The sequence below is a fragment of the Sphingomonas sp. 22176 genome, assembly GCF_052045505.1.
Taxonomy (GTDB): Bacteria; Pseudomonadota; Alphaproteobacteria; order Sphingomonadales; family Sphingomonadaceae; genus Sphingomonas.
Map to the genome: position 1 here is coordinate 131,470 of NZ_JBQEPL010000001.1, position 15,622 is coordinate 147,091.

Annotated in this window: 14 protein-coding genes; 9 read left to right on the forward strand and 5 right to left on the reverse strand. The window is 68.6% G+C overall.

Going from position 1 to position 15,622, the window contains the following annotated elements; translation table 11 throughout:
- Positions 1 to 54 precede the first annotated feature (54 nt).
- The 5 genes from ACTJKY_RS00670 (at position 55) to ACTJKY_RS00690 (ending at position 5,675) form a co-directional block, all read left to right on the forward strand.
- Positions 55 to 999: a C13 family peptidase gene (locus tag ACTJKY_RS00670; RefSeq protein WP_440845197.1), complete on the forward strand. Its 945-nt coding sequence runs from the start codon at positions 55 to 57 to the stop codon at positions 997 to 999.
- A gap of 80 nt (positions 1,000 to 1,079) precedes the next feature.
- A complete protein-coding gene (locus ACTJKY_RS00675) occupies positions 1,080 to 1,655 on the forward strand; it encodes an ATP-dependent Clp protease proteolytic subunit (protein ID WP_440843517.1) in 576 nt (191 codons plus the stop codon).
- Positions 1,656 to 1,754: 99 nt separating this feature from the next.
- The gene (locus ACTJKY_RS00680; protein ID WP_440843519.1) at positions 1,755 to 2,537 is read left to right on the forward strand and encodes a succinate dehydrogenase iron-sulfur subunit; all 783 of its coding nucleotides are present in this window, start codon (positions 1,755 to 1,757) and stop codon (positions 2,535 to 2,537) included.
- Between the two features lie 84 nt (positions 2,538 to 2,621).
- A complete protein-coding gene (zapE, locus tag ACTJKY_RS00685; RefSeq protein WP_440843520.1) occupies positions 2,622 to 3,734 on the forward strand; it encodes a cell division protein ZapE in 1,113 nt (370 codons plus the stop codon).
- Positions 3,735 to 3,887: 153 nt separating this feature from the next.
- The gene (locus tag ACTJKY_RS00690) at positions 3,888 to 5,675 is read left to right on the forward strand and encodes a glycoside hydrolase family 2 protein (protein WP_440843521.1); all 1,788 of its coding nucleotides are present in this window, start codon (positions 3,888 to 3,890) and stop codon (positions 5,673 to 5,675) included.
- Between the two features lie 57 nt (positions 5,676 to 5,732).
- Here ACTJKY_RS00690 and ACTJKY_RS00695 read toward each other — a convergent pair whose 3' ends face one another.
- Positions 5,733 to 6,626, reverse strand: a complete 894-nt coding sequence (locus tag ACTJKY_RS00695; protein WP_440843523.1) for a tyrosine recombinase XerC — start codon at positions 6,624 to 6,626, stop codon at positions 5,733 to 5,735.
- Between the two features lie 286 nt (positions 6,627 to 6,912).
- On the opposite strand from ACTJKY_RS00695, the gene cas5 reads away from it, so the two are divergent.
- Positions 6,913 to 7,470, forward strand: a complete 558-nt coding sequence (gene cas5 / locus ACTJKY_RS00700; RefSeq protein ID WP_440843524.1) for a CRISPR-associated protein Cas5 — start codon at positions 6,913 to 6,915, stop codon at positions 7,468 to 7,470.
- Positions 7,471 to 7,491: 21 nt separating this feature from the next.
- Here cas5 and fsa read toward each other — a convergent pair whose 3' ends face one another.
- The 3 genes from fsa to ACTJKY_RS00715 all read right to left on the reverse strand — a co-directional run bounded on the left by fsa (position 7,492) and on the right by ACTJKY_RS00715 (position 9,111).
- Complete coding sequence (gene fsa / locus ACTJKY_RS00705; RefSeq protein ID WP_440843525.1) at positions 7,492 to 8,145, reverse strand: fructose-6-phosphate aldolase; 654 nt, start codon at positions 8,143 to 8,145, stop codon at positions 7,492 to 7,494.
- A 33-nt stretch (positions 8,146 to 8,178) separates the two neighbouring features.
- Entirely contained in the window at positions 8,179 to 8,595 is a 417-nt protein-coding gene (locus ACTJKY_RS00710; protein WP_440843527.1) for a hypothetical protein, read from the reverse strand.
- Between the two features lie 63 nt (positions 8,596 to 8,658).
- Positions 8,659 to 9,111 carry a hypothetical protein gene (locus ACTJKY_RS00715; RefSeq protein ID WP_440843529.1) on the reverse strand — a complete coding sequence of 151 codons (453 nt, stop codon included), beginning with the start codon at positions 9,109 to 9,111 and terminating at the stop codon, positions 8,659 to 8,661.
- 77 nt (positions 9,112 to 9,188) lie between these two features.
- Between ACTJKY_RS00715 and ACTJKY_RS00720 the strand changes: the two genes are divergently transcribed.
- From ACTJKY_RS00720 to ACTJKY_RS00730, 3 genes are all read left to right on the forward strand, one after another.
- Positions 9,189 to 11,354, forward strand: coding sequence for a primosomal protein N' (locus ACTJKY_RS00720; RefSeq protein WP_440843530.1), 2,166 nt, complete (start codon positions 9,189 to 9,191; stop codon positions 11,352 to 11,354).
- An 86-nt stretch (positions 11,355 to 11,440) separates the two neighbouring features.
- Complete coding sequence (locus ACTJKY_RS00725) at positions 11,441 to 12,946, forward strand: hypothetical protein (RefSeq protein WP_440843531.1); 1,506 nt, start codon at positions 11,441 to 11,443, stop codon at positions 12,944 to 12,946.
- Between the two features lie 55 nt (positions 12,947 to 13,001).
- Positions 13,002 to 14,552 carry a S1C family serine protease gene (locus tag ACTJKY_RS00730; RefSeq protein WP_440843532.1) on the forward strand — a complete coding sequence of 517 codons (1,551 nt, stop codon included), beginning with the start codon at positions 13,002 to 13,004 and terminating at the stop codon, positions 14,550 to 14,552.
- 1 nt (position 14,553) lies between these two features.
- Here ACTJKY_RS00730 and ada read toward each other — a convergent pair whose 3' ends face one another.
- On the reverse strand, positions 14,554 to 15,597 hold the full coding sequence (gene ada / locus ACTJKY_RS00735; protein WP_440843534.1) for a bifunctional DNA-binding transcriptional regulator/O6-methylguanine-DNA methyltransferase Ada: 1,044 nt from the start codon (positions 15,595 to 15,597) through the stop codon (positions 14,554 to 14,556).
- Positions 15,598 to 15,622: the final 25 nt, after the last annotated feature.

Genomic DNA, 15,622 nt, shown 5'->3' on the forward strand with positions numbered 1-15,622 from the left:
ACCTGTTCCGGGGGATCGGCCCGAATGCGGTTCTGGTTGCGCGCATCTGCCTTGGTGCTTCCCTTTTGCGGCGTCTGCCCCGCCTTCGCGCAACAAGCGCCGCCCGAACACCGCACCGAATGGCCCGGCCTGGTTTCCGGCAACGATGGCATCGACGGCATGGAGAGCGGCCCGGAACTCCAGCGCGGACGCGATCCCCGGGCGATGCTCGCGGAGCAGCGGCGATTGAGCACGGCGCTCGCCGGCCTCCAGCCCGAGCGCAAGGGCGTGGTCGACGCCTATGTGCTCAGCGTCGCGCTCGACAGCGATCCGGTGTTCGCCCGCGAGGCGCGCGAGAGCGGCCGGGTGCTAACCCATCGCTACGATGCCGAGGGCCGGGCGCTGGTGCTGGCGGGGCCGGACGGACGCGGCGGCGCACCCCTTCCCGTCGGCAGCCTTACGTCCCTGACGCTGGCGCTCGCCCGCATTGCCGAACTGATGGACCGCGATCGGGACGTGCTGATCCTCTACGTCACCGCGCATGGCGCGCCCGATGCGGGGATCGCCTATCACGATGGCGACCAGGGCTTCGGCGTGCTGCCGCCTAAACGGCTCGCCGCGCTGCTCGACGGACTCGGCATCCGCAACCGGCTGCTGCTGCTCTCCGCCTGCTATTCGGGTGCGTTCGTCAAGCGACTGATGAGCAACACCACCGCCATCCTCACCGCCGCCTCGGCGACGCGCTCCTCCTTTGGCTGCCGGGCGGAGAATGACTGGACCTTCTTCGGCGACGCGCTGGTCAACCACGCGTTGCGCAAGCCCCAGCCGCTGGCGGACGCGGCCGCCGAAGCACGCAAGACGATCATCGGCTGGGAGCGCGCGGGGCGGCTCGATCCGTCGATGCCGCAGGTGACGATCGGCGACGGGGTGGGCGCGTGGCTCGCACCGCTGGAGGCACGGATGCCGCAAACGCCCACGGCGCCGGTGGGCGCACCGGCGACGGACGCGCTGAAGCCCTGAACCTCAATTCGCCCCTCCCGCTTGTGGGAGGGGGATGGAGGAAGAGCGGAACTCCCCCGCCCTTCGCCGGTTGGCCGCGCATGTCCGATTCCCAGAGCCCGCTCCAGCGCTACCCGCTGCTCGCCACCCCGCATGTGCGGCTGCAGGGTACGGTGGACGATTCGATGTACCAGAATTTCCGCGACCAGCTGCTCGGCGCGCCCAGCGACGGCCCGCTGATCGTCACGCTTTCCACGCTCGGCGGCGATCCGGAAGTCGCGCGGCTGATGGCGGACGAGCTCCGGCTGCTCCGCGAAACCACGGGACGCGAGCTTCTGTTTCTCGGCAAGGTCGCCGTCTATTCTGCGGGTGCCACCTTCATGTCGGGCTTCCCCGTCGACAAGCGCTTCCTCACCCGCGGCACCCGGCTGATGCTGCACGAGCGGCAGATGCAGTCCTCGCTGGAACTGTCCGGCCCGCTGCGCATGCTGCCGGCGATCCTCAAGGCCAAGCTCGCCGAAATCGAGCATTCGATCGCGATCGAGGAAGAAGGTTTCAAGGCGCTGGTCGCCGGCTCGCGCGTCGATTTCGAGGAGCTTCGCCGCCGCGCGCCCTATAACTGGTATATCGAAGCCGAAGAGGCCCGCGATCTGGGGCTCGTGCTCGACGTGATCTGAGGGCCCAGCCCAAAGGACACTTGCGCTGCGCCCGCGAAAGGCATAGCCCGCGCCGCAAAACCGACGCGTCGCGCCGAAGCGAAAGAGGAAGTTTCAGGAATGGCCGAATTCCGCCTGCCCAAGAACAGCCGTATCACCAAGGGCCAGGAGCACAAGGCAAGCCCCGAAGCCACCCGGGTGAAGAAGTTCAAGATCTACCGCTACGACCCGGATTCGGGTGAGAACCCGCGCTACGATACGTTCGAGGTAGACCTCGACGATTGCGGCCCGATGGTTCTCGACGCGCTGATCAAGATCAAGGGCGAACAGGATTCGTCGCTGACCTTCCGCCGCTCGTGCCGTGAAGGCATCTGCGGATCGTGCTCGATGAACATCGCCGGCAAGAACGGCCTCGCCTGCACGACGGCGATCGAGGACGTGAAGGGCGAGGTGCAGATCACCCCGCTGCCGCACATGGACGTGATCAAGGACCTGGTTCCCGATTTCACGCATTTCTATGCGCAGTATGCTTCGATCAAGCCCTGGCTGCAGACCGTCACCACCACGCCTTCGGGCAAGGAGCGGCTGCAGAGCCCCAAGGACCGCGAGAAGCTCGACGGCCTGTACGAGTGCATCCTGTGCGCGTGCTGCTCGACCTCGTGCCCCAGCTATTGGTGGAACAGCGACAAGTTCCTCGGCCCGGCGATCCTGCTCCAGGCCTATCGCTGGCTCGCCGATTCGCGCGACGAGATGACCGGCGAGCGGCTCGACCAGCTCGAGGATCCGTTCCGCCTGTATCGCTGCCACACGATCATGAACTGCGCGAATGCCTGCCCCAAGGGTCTGAACCCGGCCAAGGCGATCGCCGAAGTGAAGAAGCTGGCGGCCGAGCGCGTGCTCTGAACGCCTTTTCTTCACGATTTTGAGAGACACCGAGCTGCCTGGCCCTTCGGCCGGGCAGCTCGTTTTCGTTGGTAGACCTGCCCCATGACCCGCGTTCTCGATCGTTACCGCGCCCTCGTCTCCGCCGGCGAGCTTCGCCCCGATCGCGAGCAGGAGGCGGCCGCCGCCCGGCTCGATGCGCTGGCCGAGGAGCTGCAGGCCGCCCCCCGCAAGGGCAGCGTGCTGTGGAAGCTCACCGGCCGCAAGCCGCCGGTGCCGCGCGGGCTGTACCTGTGGGGCGATGTCGGCCGCGGCAAGTCGATGCTGATGGACCTGTTCTATGACAGCCTCGACATCCGCCGGAAGCGCCGCGTCCATTTCCACGAATTCATGCTGGAGGTGCACGAGCGGCTGAACGTCGAGCGGCAGAAGGATACCGCCGATCCGGTGGTCGCCGTTGCCGATGCGCTGGCCAGCGACACCCGGCTGCTCGCCTTCGACGAGTTGGTGGTGAACAACCCGCCCGATGCGATGATCCTCTCGCGGCTGTTCACCGCGATGATGGCGCATGGCCTGACCGTGGTCGCAACGTCCAACCGGCCGCCCAAGGACCTCTACAAGGACGGGCTCAACCGCCAGCTGTTCCTGCCCTTCATCGACCTGATCGGCGAGCGGATGGATGTGCTCGCGCTCAACGGACCGGTGGATTATCGCCGCGACCGGCTGGGCAGCGTCGATACCTGGCTGGTGCCCAACGGCGCGGAAGCCACCGCCACGCTGTCCGCCGCCTTCTTCCGCCTGACCGACTATCCGGTGGAAGATCGCACCCGCGTCCCCACTTGCGAAGTGCCCATTCCGGGCGGGCGGCAAATCCATGTGCCCAAATGCGTGAAGGGCGTCGCGGTCTTCTCGTTCAAGCGGCTGTGCGGCGAGGCGCGCGGGGCGCCCGACTATCTCGCCATCGCCCGGCGCTTCCACACCGTGATCCTGGTCGGCATCCCCAAGCTCGGGCCCGAGAATCGCAACGAGGCGGCGCGCTTCGTCACGCTGGTCGACGCGCTGTACGAGCACAAGGTGAAGCTGCTCGCCGCGGCCGACGCGGTGCCGGAGCATCTCTATGAAAGCGGTGACGGCCGGTTCGAATTCGAGCGTACCGTATCCCGTCTGTTGGAGATGCAATCAGACGAGTATCTCGCCAAGGGCCACGGCGCGGATTGATCAGACCACGTTGTAAGTCCACTCTCCCTGTCTACAATGATACCGGGCTCCGGGTTTTCCCGGAGGAACAGGGAGAAGATGATGCGGCGACTGCGCGTTCTCGCAGCCTTGGGGCTCGCATGCCTCGGAATACCTTCGGCATGGGCGCAGCCCGTGCTGGTCGCGGCGGATCTTCGCCAGCAGCAGAGCCTCGACGGGCCGTGGCACTGGTCGATCGACCCGTATCGCGACGGCCTCGCCGGCTTCCATGGCGAGCCGCCCAACCAGCGGACCAACCGCTCGGCCGACGTCAACATCGCCGAGGTGATGCAGGCCAAGCCGCGCACCTTCTTCGAATATGACATGCAGCAGTCCCCGGTCACCAGCCTGCCCGGCTCGTGGATCGGCCATTCGCCCGAGATGCGGCTGTACCAGGGCCTGGTCTGGTACCAGCGCGAGTTCCCCGCGACGGCGCCCAAGCCCGGCAGCCGCGTGTTCCTGCGCATCGGCGCGGCCGAATATCGCTCGTACGTCTATCTCAACGGCAGTCCGCTGGGCGAACATCGCGGCGGCTACACCCCCTTCGCCTTCGAGGTGACCAAGCTGCTGCGGCCGGGCCGCAACCAGATCACCATCGGCGTCGATTCGGTGCGCACCGCCAACGACGTACCGCCGCCGGTGACCGACTGGGAAACCTATGGCGGCATCACCCGCAGCATCACGCTGGTGACGGTGCCCGACACCTATGTCGACGACGCGTTCGTGCGCCTGACGCCGGACGGCAGCCATATCGCCGTCTCGGTGAAGCTCGAAGGGCCCAAGGCGGCGAACACCGCGCTCAAGTTCCGCATCCCCACCCTTGGCGCGACGCTCGACGGCAAGACCGATGGCGAAGGCAAGTGGGAAGCGACGCTGCCGGTGCCGCGCAATCTCGTCCGCTGGTCGCCCGAGAACCCCAAGCTCTATGACATCAGCATCGATGCCGGCGCCGATCACTTCTCCGACCGGATGGGCTTCCGCACCATCGCGGTGAAGGGCACCGACATCCTGCTCAACGGCAAGCCGATCTTCCTGCGCGGCATCTCGATGCACGAGGAAGAGCTGGGCGCGAACCCGGTGCGCGCGATGACGCCCGCCGCGGCGCGCGCGCTGCTGAGTGAGATCAAATACGGCCTGCACGGCAATTTCGTGCGCCTCGCCCACTATCCGCACAGCGAGCTGACCACCCGCCTCGCCGACGAGATGGGCCTGCTCGTGTGGAGCGAGATCCCACTCTACTGGCTGGTCAACTGGAACAACCCGGACACGCTGGCCGATGCCCGCCGCATCCTGTCCGAGAACATCCACCGCGACCGCAACCGCGCGGCCATCGTGCTGTGGAGCGTCGCCAACGAAACGCCGACCAACGATGCGCGCAACGCTTTCCTGCGCACGATGATCGGCGACGTCCGCACCCTCGATCCGAGCCGCCTGGTCACCGCCGCGCTGCTCAGCGGACGCGAGGGCAACAAGATCATGAAGATCGACGATCCGCTCGCCGCGGACCTCGATGTCATGGCGATCAACACGTACAACGGCTGGTACACCGACGATGCACTGGAGGATCTCGCGAGCCAGGAATGGCGCGGGCCGGCCAACAAGCCGCTGATCTTCTCCGAATTCGGGGCGGATGCGCGCGCCGGCTATCACGATCCGGTCGCCAGCCCGCACAAGTACAGCGAGGAATATCAGGCGGCCTATTACCGCGCGACGCTCGCCATGGCCGCCAAGGTGCCGTTCCTGCGGGGCATGAGCCCCTGGATCCTCAAGGACTTCCGCTCGCCGCGGCGCCAGCACCCGATCTACCAGCAGGGCTGGAACCGCAAGGGGCTGATCTCCGAGACTGGCGAACACAAGCTCGCCTTCGATGTGCTCGCCGGCGACTATGCCAAGCGCGAGGCGGCTGACACGGCCAAGCACTGAGGCGTTCGGGCTGGGGCGGGTAGGACCTGCCCCAGCCTGGTTGTTGACTACCCGCCGTCAGGCGCGCGGGTGCGCGGCGCGGTAGACGTCGAGCAGATGCGCCGCATCGACCGCGGTGTAGACCTGGGTCGAACTGAGGCTTGCATGGCCGAGCAACTCCTGCAGCGCGCGCAAGTCCGCGCCCCTACCCAGCAGATGCGTCGCGAAGCTGTGGCGCAGCGCATGGGGGGTGGTGCGATCGGACAGCCCCAGGCTGGTCCGCGCCGAGCGCACCGCCTTGCGGATCGCCCCCGGCGGCAGCGGCCCGCCCTTGGCGCCGCGGAACAGCGGCAGGTCGCGCCCGGTGCTCCAGGGGCAGGCCTCGACATAGGCTTCGATCGCGGCGCGGACCTCGGGCAACAGCGGCACGTCGCGCGTCTTGTCGCGCTTGCCGGTGACGCGCAGCGTGGCGCCGAGCGGCAAGGCCGCGCCGGTCAGCGCCACCGCTTCGCCGATGCGCAGCCCCGCGCCGTACAGCAGCAGCAGCACCGCCCAGTCGCGCGCGGCGATCCACGGCTCGCTGGCTTCGTCCGACGCCCATTCGGCGAGCGCTACGGCTTCGTGCGGCGCGATCGGACGCGGCAGACCCTTCTTCACCTTGGGCCCGCGCAGGCGCGGCAGCAGGGCATCGTCGCCCCCGGCAAACTTCAGGAAGGCGCGGACGGCGGAAAGCTCGCGCGCGGCGGAGGCGTTGGACAGGCCCTCTCCGCGGCGGTGGGCGAGGTACGCGCGAAGATCGGCAGCGCTGACCTTGGCGAGCGCGTCCTCCGCGACCGGGCCGCCCCAATGCCCCTGGAGGAAGCCGAGCAGCCGGATCGCGGTCGCCTCATAGGCGCGGATGGTGTGCACCGAACGCCGCCGGTCGCGGCCGAGATGCTCGGCGAAGCGGCGCGGGAGGGGGGGGTCGGTCATCGTCCATCGCTAGCATCGTTCTCATCGCTCAGCCACGGGAACGTCCCGCGACCGAAAAGACGAGCTTAAACGCAAGGCGTGCGATGCGGATTTCGAAAGAGATGTGGCTCAGCCCGAACATGCGAGGACTCCTCAAGATAGACTCGCCGAGGCGGCGAGCAGCAGCGTCGCAGTACCATTCACCACCACCAGCAAGCGCGGAGAGAAAGCTCCGTTTCGGGCGTACGGCGCTTGTTAGGCCACACATGAACATGTATAGAACATTGGAGGATCTAGGGGAGAACAGATGCCGTTCCGGTTGCGCGTACAAGGGCCTCGCGCATGCTTCCCCCGGCCGGAATTCCGCCGGGATCAAATTAGCTACGATGTGATTCCGCCGTTCGTCGCCCGAGCTATTTTCAACGCGATTTACTGTCGCAGTGCGATGCGATGGCACATCGACGCCATCCAGGTACTAAACCCGATTCGGTTCATTGAAGAGCGTTCGCCGAACCGACGATTGCTGCTCGCCGAGCCGCATTATCTGATCGATGGCCATTTCTCAGTCGAAGCCAACGCCAATGCGGCCCAGTTCACCAAGATGTTCCTCCGGAACGCACGGCGGAAGCAGTATGCGGCCACACCGTTTCTGGGGATGCCCGAATATCCGGCACAGATCGATCTGATCGAGGAAGAGGACGATCTCGTCGCTCCGCTGAACAGGCACCCCGAATCGCTCGACCTCGGGTGGCTTGCGCTCGATCTGGAGGAAGGGGCCCGCCCGAATATGCAGTATTTCCGGGCGATCATGGAAGACGGCCGCATCTCCGTGCCGCCGTTAGATAGTAGCGCGCTGGCGTGCTGATCGCCGCCAGCGCGCCGGATGTCACGCGATCGTCTGGCCGGTCTTGGCCCAGTCGGCCATGAACGACTCGATGCCCTTGTCGGTCAGCGGGTGCTTGACCAGTTGCTTGATCACCGCCGGCGGGGCGGTCATCACGTCAGCGCCGATCTTGGCGGCCTGCAGCACGTGAATCGGGTGGCGGACGCTGGCGACCAGGATCTCGGTGCCGAAGTCATAATTGTCGTAGATCAGGCGGATGTCTTCGATCAGGTCCATGCCGTCGAAGCCGATATCGTCGTGGCGGCCGACGAAGGGCGAGATGAAGGTCGCGCCTGCCTTGGCCGCCAGCAGCGCCTGGTTGGCCGAGAAGCAGAGCGTCACGTTGACCATCGTGCCGTCGTCGGTCAGCGCCTTGCAGGCCTTGAGGCCGTCGATCGTCAGCGGCAGCTTGACCGCGACATTGTCGGCGATCTTCCGGACGATTTCCGCCTCGCGCATCATGCCCGCGAAATCGAGCGCGACGACCTCGGCCGACACCGGGCCTTCGACGATCCCGCAGATCTCCGCCACCACTTCGAGGAAGTTGCGACCCGACTTGGCGATCAGCGACGGGTTGGTGGTGACGCCGTCGAGCAGACCCGCATCGGCCAGGTCGCGGATGTCGTCGATGATGGCGGTGTCGGCGAAGAACTTCATGGCAGAACCTTCCAGTGGAGTGTTTGCGCCCGCCTAGCCGACACGGCCGCGCCGGGCAAACCCCTGCGCGCGGTTGCCATAGACCAGCATCAGCTTCACCTGCGGCTTCTGCAGCTTGCCGATGGTGACGCGGTAGGTGCCGGGTTCGAGCTTGTAGTAGACGATCTTCTCGATCTTCGCGCAGGCGACGCCCGGCGCGCGGGAGGTCATGCGCAAGGGCCGGCCGCTTCCCTTGGAAACGTCGATCCAGCCGGGTTGATCCGCCGCGATGCCGAAGGTGCCGGCCTTGCGGATCGTCACCTGGGTTTCCGCCGCGCCGTTCTTCGCGGCGATCGTCGTTGCATGGCGGGTATCGAGCCCGTCGGCGCTGCGTTCCCAGCCCGACAAGGATCGCGGAAGCTCGGTGCACTGCGGCACCGTCATGGCCAGTCCAGCTATCAGTATCAGCATCGCCGACTCCCCTGTTCAGCGAGTCGCTGTTCTATATTCGTTCCACCCCAAGAACAAGCCGATTCAGTTCGGCACCAGCATCAGCTTGGCCTTGGTCTGCTGCAGACCGCTGGCGAAGGCCCGATACGTCCCCGGCGCCAGCTCGAAGCGGACGATCTTGCGGATCGTCGAGCAGTCCGGTCCATGCCCATGCGCCACCGACGTGAGCGGCGCGCCGCCCGCGGCGCCCGGCACCACGTCGATCCAGCCCGGCTGGTCGAGCGCGACGCCGTAGGTCCCGGCCTTGGCAATGCGGAACTCGATCGTCGCCGCGCGCCCCGGCTTGGCGCCCTTGGGCAGGCCCTTGAGCGTCGACGCGTCGACCGTCGCCAGCGACACCGCCTTGTCCGTCACCAGTTCGTCGCCGGGCGTGCTCCAGCCGGCGAGCGCAACCGGCAGGCTGGCGTCCGGCGCCTTGCACGCGGTGGTCGCCTGGGCGGGCGCAGTCTGGGCGAGCAGCAGGGCGAGCAACAGCATCGGCAGGTCTCCTTGGACGACGAACAGGCGATACGGGATTCCCGTTCCGCCGAAAATGCCCATATGAGGGGCCGATCATGTCCCGCGCGCGCATTCTCGTCCTCCATCCGGCTCTGGGGCCGCTCGACTATCGCGTGCCCCATGGCATGACGGTCGAGCCCGGCAGTATCGTCATCGTTCCGATCGGCCCGCGCCAGTTTGCCGGCGTCGTGTGGGAGCCCGAACGGCTACCCACCGAAGAAATCGGCGATAATCGCCTGCGCGCGATCCTCGCCGTCGCCGACGCGCCCCCGATCCCCGCCCCCGTCCGGCGGCTGATCGAATGGACCGCGGACTATTATCTCGCCCCCCCCTCCTCGGTGCTGGCGATGACGCTGCGCACCTCGGCGGCGTTCGAGGCGGCGCCGACGATCACCGAATATCGCGCTACCGGCGTAATCCCCGACCGCTTGACGCCGCAGCGTATCCAGGCGCTGGAGCGAATCGGCGAGCGCCAGGGGCTGGTGCGCGAGCTCGCCGCGATCGCCGAAGTCTCCGACGCGGTGATTCGCGGGCTGGTGAAGACCGGCGCGATCGAGGCGGTGACGGTCGACACCCAGGCCCCCTACCCGCTCCCCGACCCGGCCTTCGCGCCCCCCGAGCTCAACCCCGCCCAGGCGGCGGTGGCAGGCGGCCTGCGCACCGCGGTGGAGACCGCCGCCTTCCAGCCCTTCCTGCTCGACGGCGTCACCGGATCGGGCAAGACCGAGGTCTATTTCGAGGCGGTCGCCGCCGCGATCGAGGCGGGCAAGCAGACCCTGGTGCTGCTCCCCGAAATCGCGCTGACCGAGCCCTTCCTCACCCGCTTCGCCGGCCGCTTCGGCTGCGAGCCGGTGGCATGGCATTCGGGCCTGCGCAGCTCCGAGCGCCGCCGCGCCTGGCGTGCGATCGCCAGCGGCGAGGCGATGGTGACGGTGGGCGCGCGATCGGCCTTGTTCCTGCCCTATTCCAAGCTGGGCCTGATCGTGGTCGACGAGGCGCACGAGACCAGCTTCAAGCAGGAAGAGGGGGTGCATTACCACGCCCGCGACGTGGCGGTGATGCGCGGCATGTTCGAGCGCTGCCCGGTCGTCCTCGCCTCCGCCACCCCGGCGATCGAGACGCGGCACCAGGTGGAAGTCGGCCGCTATGCCGAGCTCAAGCTGCCCGGCCGCTACGGTGCCGCCGAACTCCCGAAGATCGAGCCCATCGACCTGATCCGCGAGCCCCCGGAGCGCGGCCGCTGGCTGGCACCCCGGCTGGTTGCGGCGATCGAGGAGACCCTGAAGCGCGGCGAACAGTCGCTGCTGTTCCTCAACCGCCGCGGCTATGCGCCGCTGACCTTGTGCCGCCACTGCGGCCACCGCTTCCAGTGCCCGAACTGCACGGCCTGGATGGTCGAGCACCGGCTGCTCCACCGCCTCTCCTGCCACCATTGCGGCCACACCATGCCGACGCCGAGCATGTGCCCCGAGTGCAAGTCCGACGACACGCTGGTCGCCTGCGGCCCGGGGGTCGAGCGGATCGCCGACGAGGTCGCGGCGCTGTGGCCCGAGGCACGGACAGCTATCGTCACCTCGGACACGCTCTGGTCCCCCGCCAAGGCGGCCGAGTTCGTGTCGCGGATGGAGCATGGCGCGATCGATATCGTCGTCGGCACCCAGTTGGTCACCAAGGGCTATCACTTCCCCAACCTGACGCTGGTCGGGGTGGTCGATGCCGATCTCGGGCTCGACGGCGGCGACCTCCGCGCCTCCGAACGCACCTTCCAGCAGATCATGCAGGTCTCGGGCCGTGCCGGCCGCGGCGAGAAGCCGGGCACGGTGTTCATCCAGACCCATGCGCCCGAGGCGCAGGTGATGCGGGCGCTGGTCTCGGGCGATGCCGAGGCCTTCTACGCCGCCGAGACGGAGGCGCGGCGAGAGGCCGATGCGCCGCCTTTCGGCCGCTATGCCGCAATCATCGTCTCCTCGGAGGACAAGGCGGCGGCGGAGGAAACCGCGCGGATGATCGGCCGCTCGGCCCCGGAGCTGGCCGAGATGCACGTCTACGGCCCTGCCCCGGCGCCGCTGGCGATGCTGCGCGGGCGGCACCGCTTCCGGCTGCTCGTCCACGCCAAGCGGAGTTTCGACGTGCAGGACGTGCTCCGCGACTGGCTGGGCGGGCTGAGCTGGAGCGCCCGCGTGCGGGTCGCCGTCGACGTGGACCCCTATAGCTTCGTCTGACCCCGCCGATTCGATTTGCCATCGCCCCGCCGCACGATATCGTGGCGGCCGGGGGCGACGGGGGACCGTGTATGCGGTGCTTGGCCTTGCTGGCGTTGTTCCTGGCGGTTCTCGGTGTGCGAACGGCCCATGCCGACTGGCGCGTCGCCGAGACGGCGCATTTCATCGTCTATGCCAATGCCTCCGAAGCGGCGTTGCGGCGCAATGCCGAACGGCTGGAGAAGTTCGACAAGGCGCTGCGCCTGTCGCGCGGCATCCTGGAATCCTCGCTGGGCAAGGCCGGGCGGCTGACCGTCTATTTCGTCGGCGACAAGGGGCGCGTCGCCGCCCTTGCCGGTACCGCCAATGTCGCCGGCTTCTACATCCCGCGCGCCGGGGCCTCGGTGGCGTTCGTGCCGGGCGACCTGTTCGGCGAGGGGCCGTTCGCGCTCGGCACGCAACAGGTGCTGCAGCATGAATATGCCCATCACTTCCTGGCGACCACCTGGCCGGATGCCGCCTTGCCCTCCTGGGTGTCCGAAGGTTGGGCCGAGTTCCATGCCACCGCCAGCTTCGATCGCGCGGGCAATCTGCAATTCGGCGGCGCGCCGCTCTACCGCGCGCAGGGCCTGCAGACGGTCAACCCGCTACCGATCCGGCAGATCCTGGCGGGCGCGGCGGGCAGGCTGCGCCCGGACCAGCGCGAAGCGCTCTATGGGCGCGGCTGGGCGCTGGTCCATTATCTGAGCTTCGAATCGAGCCGCAGGGGCCAGCTGAGCGCCTATCTCGATGCGATCACCCGGCAGCGGAACCCCCCCGAGGCGGCGGCCGCCGCGTTCGGCGATCCGGACACGCTGGACCAGGAACTCGACCGCTTCCTCCGGCAGCGCAAGATCAGCGGGTTTCGCATCCGCGCGGAGAACCTCGCCATTCCGCCGGTGTCCATCCGGCTGCTGCGGCCGGGCGAGGCCGCGATGCTGCCGATACGGATTCGATCGGACGCCGGGCTGGAGGAGAAGACCGCCGCCGCCCTCTATGCCGAGGCCAGGAAGATCGCGGCGGGCTTCCCCGACGATGTCGAGGTCCAGCAGGCGCTGGCCGGGGCGGCCTATGCCGCGGGCGATCCTGCGACCGCGCTCGCTGCCACCGACCGGGCGATCGCCGCGGACCCGAACTTGGTCGAGGCGTATTGCACCCGGGCGATGGCGCAGATGTCGATCGCCGAGGCGGCCAGGGACGACACGCCCGAGACCTGGGCCGCGATCCGCCGCACGATCGATCGCGCCAACCGGCTCGATACCGAGGATCCGCGGCCGCTGATCCTGCTCTACCGCAGCTATGCCGATCGCCGCCAATGGCCGCCCGAGGCCGCGCGGAAGGGGCTGCTGCAGGCCTATGCGCTGGCGCCGCAGGATCGGGGCCTGCGGATGCAGGTCGCGGGGATGCTGGTCGGCGAGAAGAAGCTGGTCGAGGCGCGGGCGATGTTGCTGGTGCTCACCTATGATCCGCACGCCTCGGGCGCGGGCGCGGCGGCCTCCAGGATGATCGACGCGTTCGACGCGCGGATCCGGGCGGGTGCCGCCGCGGCACCGGCGCCTGCCGGTGCGAAGTAGCGGCATTGGCGCGGCGCCGCTTGAACCCGCGGCACTTTTCGCCGAAAGCGCGGCCATGGCTAGAACCGGGGTGTTTCCGCGCATGCGGCAGGTGATCATGCTGGTGGCGATGCTGCTCGCCTGGATTGTGCCGGCGCGTGCCGACGACATCTCGGCGGCAGGGCGCGGCGTGGTGCGGATCGTCACCATCGCGGTTGCCGACGACGAGGTGGTAGGCTTCGGCCATGGCAGCGGCTTCGCGGTGGCACCCAACCGGGTCGTCACCAACGCGCATGTCGTCGAGCTCGCCTCGCGCTATCCCGGCAACGTGGTGATCGGCGTAGTGCCGTCCGAGGGCAGCAAGTCCTTCCAGGGCAAGCTGATCGCGATCGACACCAAGCGCGACCTGGCGCTGATCGAGTTCAGCGGCGCCAAGCTGCCGACGCTGGCGCTGTCCAGCGCCGCGGTGACCGATGGCGAGACGCTGTTCGCGCTCGGCTATCCGGGCAATGTCGACATCGCCACGGCGCGCTCGGCGGCCGACTTCATCACCCCGCAATCGCCGGTGCGCTCGCAGGGCGGCTTTGCCGGCACGCGGACGCTGGAGGGCATTTCGGTGCTGCTCCACACCGCCAACATCGCCCGCGGCAATTCGGGCGGGCCGCTGCTTGATGCGTGCGGGCGGGTGCTCGGCGTCAACTCGGCGATCACCAACAGCGAGGAAGGCGATTCGACCTTCGCCTTCGCAATCTCGTACCCGGAACTGACCGCCTTCCTGACCCAGGCCAAGCAGCCCTTCGTCTCGATCGCGGCGCCGTGCATCAGCGTCGACCAGCGCAACGCGCTCGACAAGGCGGCCGAGGAGAAGGACCGCGCCGACATCGCCAACCGGAATGCGCAGGCCGAATCCGCCGCGGCGCGCGCCCGGGAGGCGGCGATCGACAAGGCGCGGGCGGCCAACGAGTCCGCGCGCGAAACCTATATGGCGGGTGCCGCGGTGCTGCTGGTGTTCGGCGCGCTGGCGCTGGGCGCGGCGGGGCTGCTGCTCTCGCGCGACCGGCAGCGCCCGGGCATCTGGACCGCGGTGGGCGGCGGCGCGCTTCTGCTCGGTGCGGTCGCCTTGTTCGTGCTGCGCCCGAGCTTCGACGAGGCGAGCATCGCCGCGCCGGGCGAGGGCAACCAGACAGCCGAGGCCAAGCTGCCGGCGGATGGGGCGGAAGGCCCGCTGGTCTGCACGCTCCAGCCCGATCGCAGCCGGATCACCGTCTCGCCGGGAGAAGCGGTGAAGCTGAATGTCGGACCCGACGGTTGCTTTGACGGCGGCACGCAGTATGCCGAATCCGGCCGCCGCTGGCAGCGCGTGCTCGTCCCCGCCGACGAACAGACGGTGACGGTGCGCGAGTTCGATCCGGACAGCGGCACGCTCACCGACACGCGCTATTTCCTCTCGGCGGCGGACATGCAGAAGGTGCGCGACGTGAAGCCGGTGGTGCCGGTCAACCAGTGCACCGCCGACCAGGCCAAGCGCGCCAGCCTCGCCAGCCTCCAGCAACTGATGCGCGCGACGCTGCCGCCGGCCTATAACGAGAAGCTGGTCTATCACTGCGCGCCGGGCGGGGCGCAGTAGGCTACTTCCGCTCGCGCACGCCCTCGCGAGCGCGCAGCACTCTCTTCCGCTCCAGCCCATAGGCGTACCCGCCCATGCTGCCGTCGCCGCGCTGGGCGCGGTGGCAGGGGATGGCGAGCGCGACCGGGTTGGCGCCGCACGCCGTGCCCGCCGCGCGCACTGCGCCCGGATTGCCCGCCATCGCCGCGAGTTCAGCATAGCTGCGCGTCTCGCCCGGCGGAATCTTCCGCAGCGCCTGCCAGACGGCCTCCTGGAAGGCGGTGCCCTGCACGTCGAGCGGCAGGTCGCGCTGGCGGTTGGGGTCCTCGACCAGCGCCACTACCTCGGCCGCGAGCGCGACGAAATCGGCATCGCCGGGTGCCACCGTCGCGGCGGGGAAGCGGCGGGCAAGCATCGCGGCATCCTCGTCGAAGGCGATGCGGCACAGGCCCTTGTCGGTCGCGGCGATGAGCAGCGGGCCGAGGCTGGTGTCGGCGAGCGTCCAGCGGATCGTCACCCCCGCCCCGCCGCTGCGCCAGGCGCTCGGCACCATGCCGAGCCGCGCGCCTGCCTCGGCATAGAAGCGGCTGGGGGCCGAATAGCCGGCGGCATAGATCGCCTGGGTCACGCTGTCCTCCTCGTCGAGTGCCGCGGCCGCCCGGCGTGCGCGCAGACCCCGGGCATAGGCGGCGGGGGTCACGCCGGTCGCACGCTTGAACAGCCGGTTGAAATGGTGCGGCGCGTAGCCGACCGCCGCGGCCAGCGCTTCGAGCCCGATCGTCTCCTCCGCTGCATCGAGCAGTTCGGTGGCGCGGGCGACGGCGATCGCATCGCGCGCCGCCTCGTCCGGCTTGCAGCGCAGGCACGCGCGGAAGCCCGCTGCGGCGGCGTCCGCCCCCGCATCGAAGAAGCGGACATTCTCCGGACGCGGCCGCCGCGCCGGGCAGCTCGGCTTGCAATAGATCCCGGTAGTGGTCACCGCGACGACGAAGCGCCCATCCTGCGCCCGGTCGCGCGCGGCGAAGGCGTTCCAGCGGGCATCCTGCAGGGCAGCGGCATCGGTCATGCCATCGCTATACGCCCATTGGCGT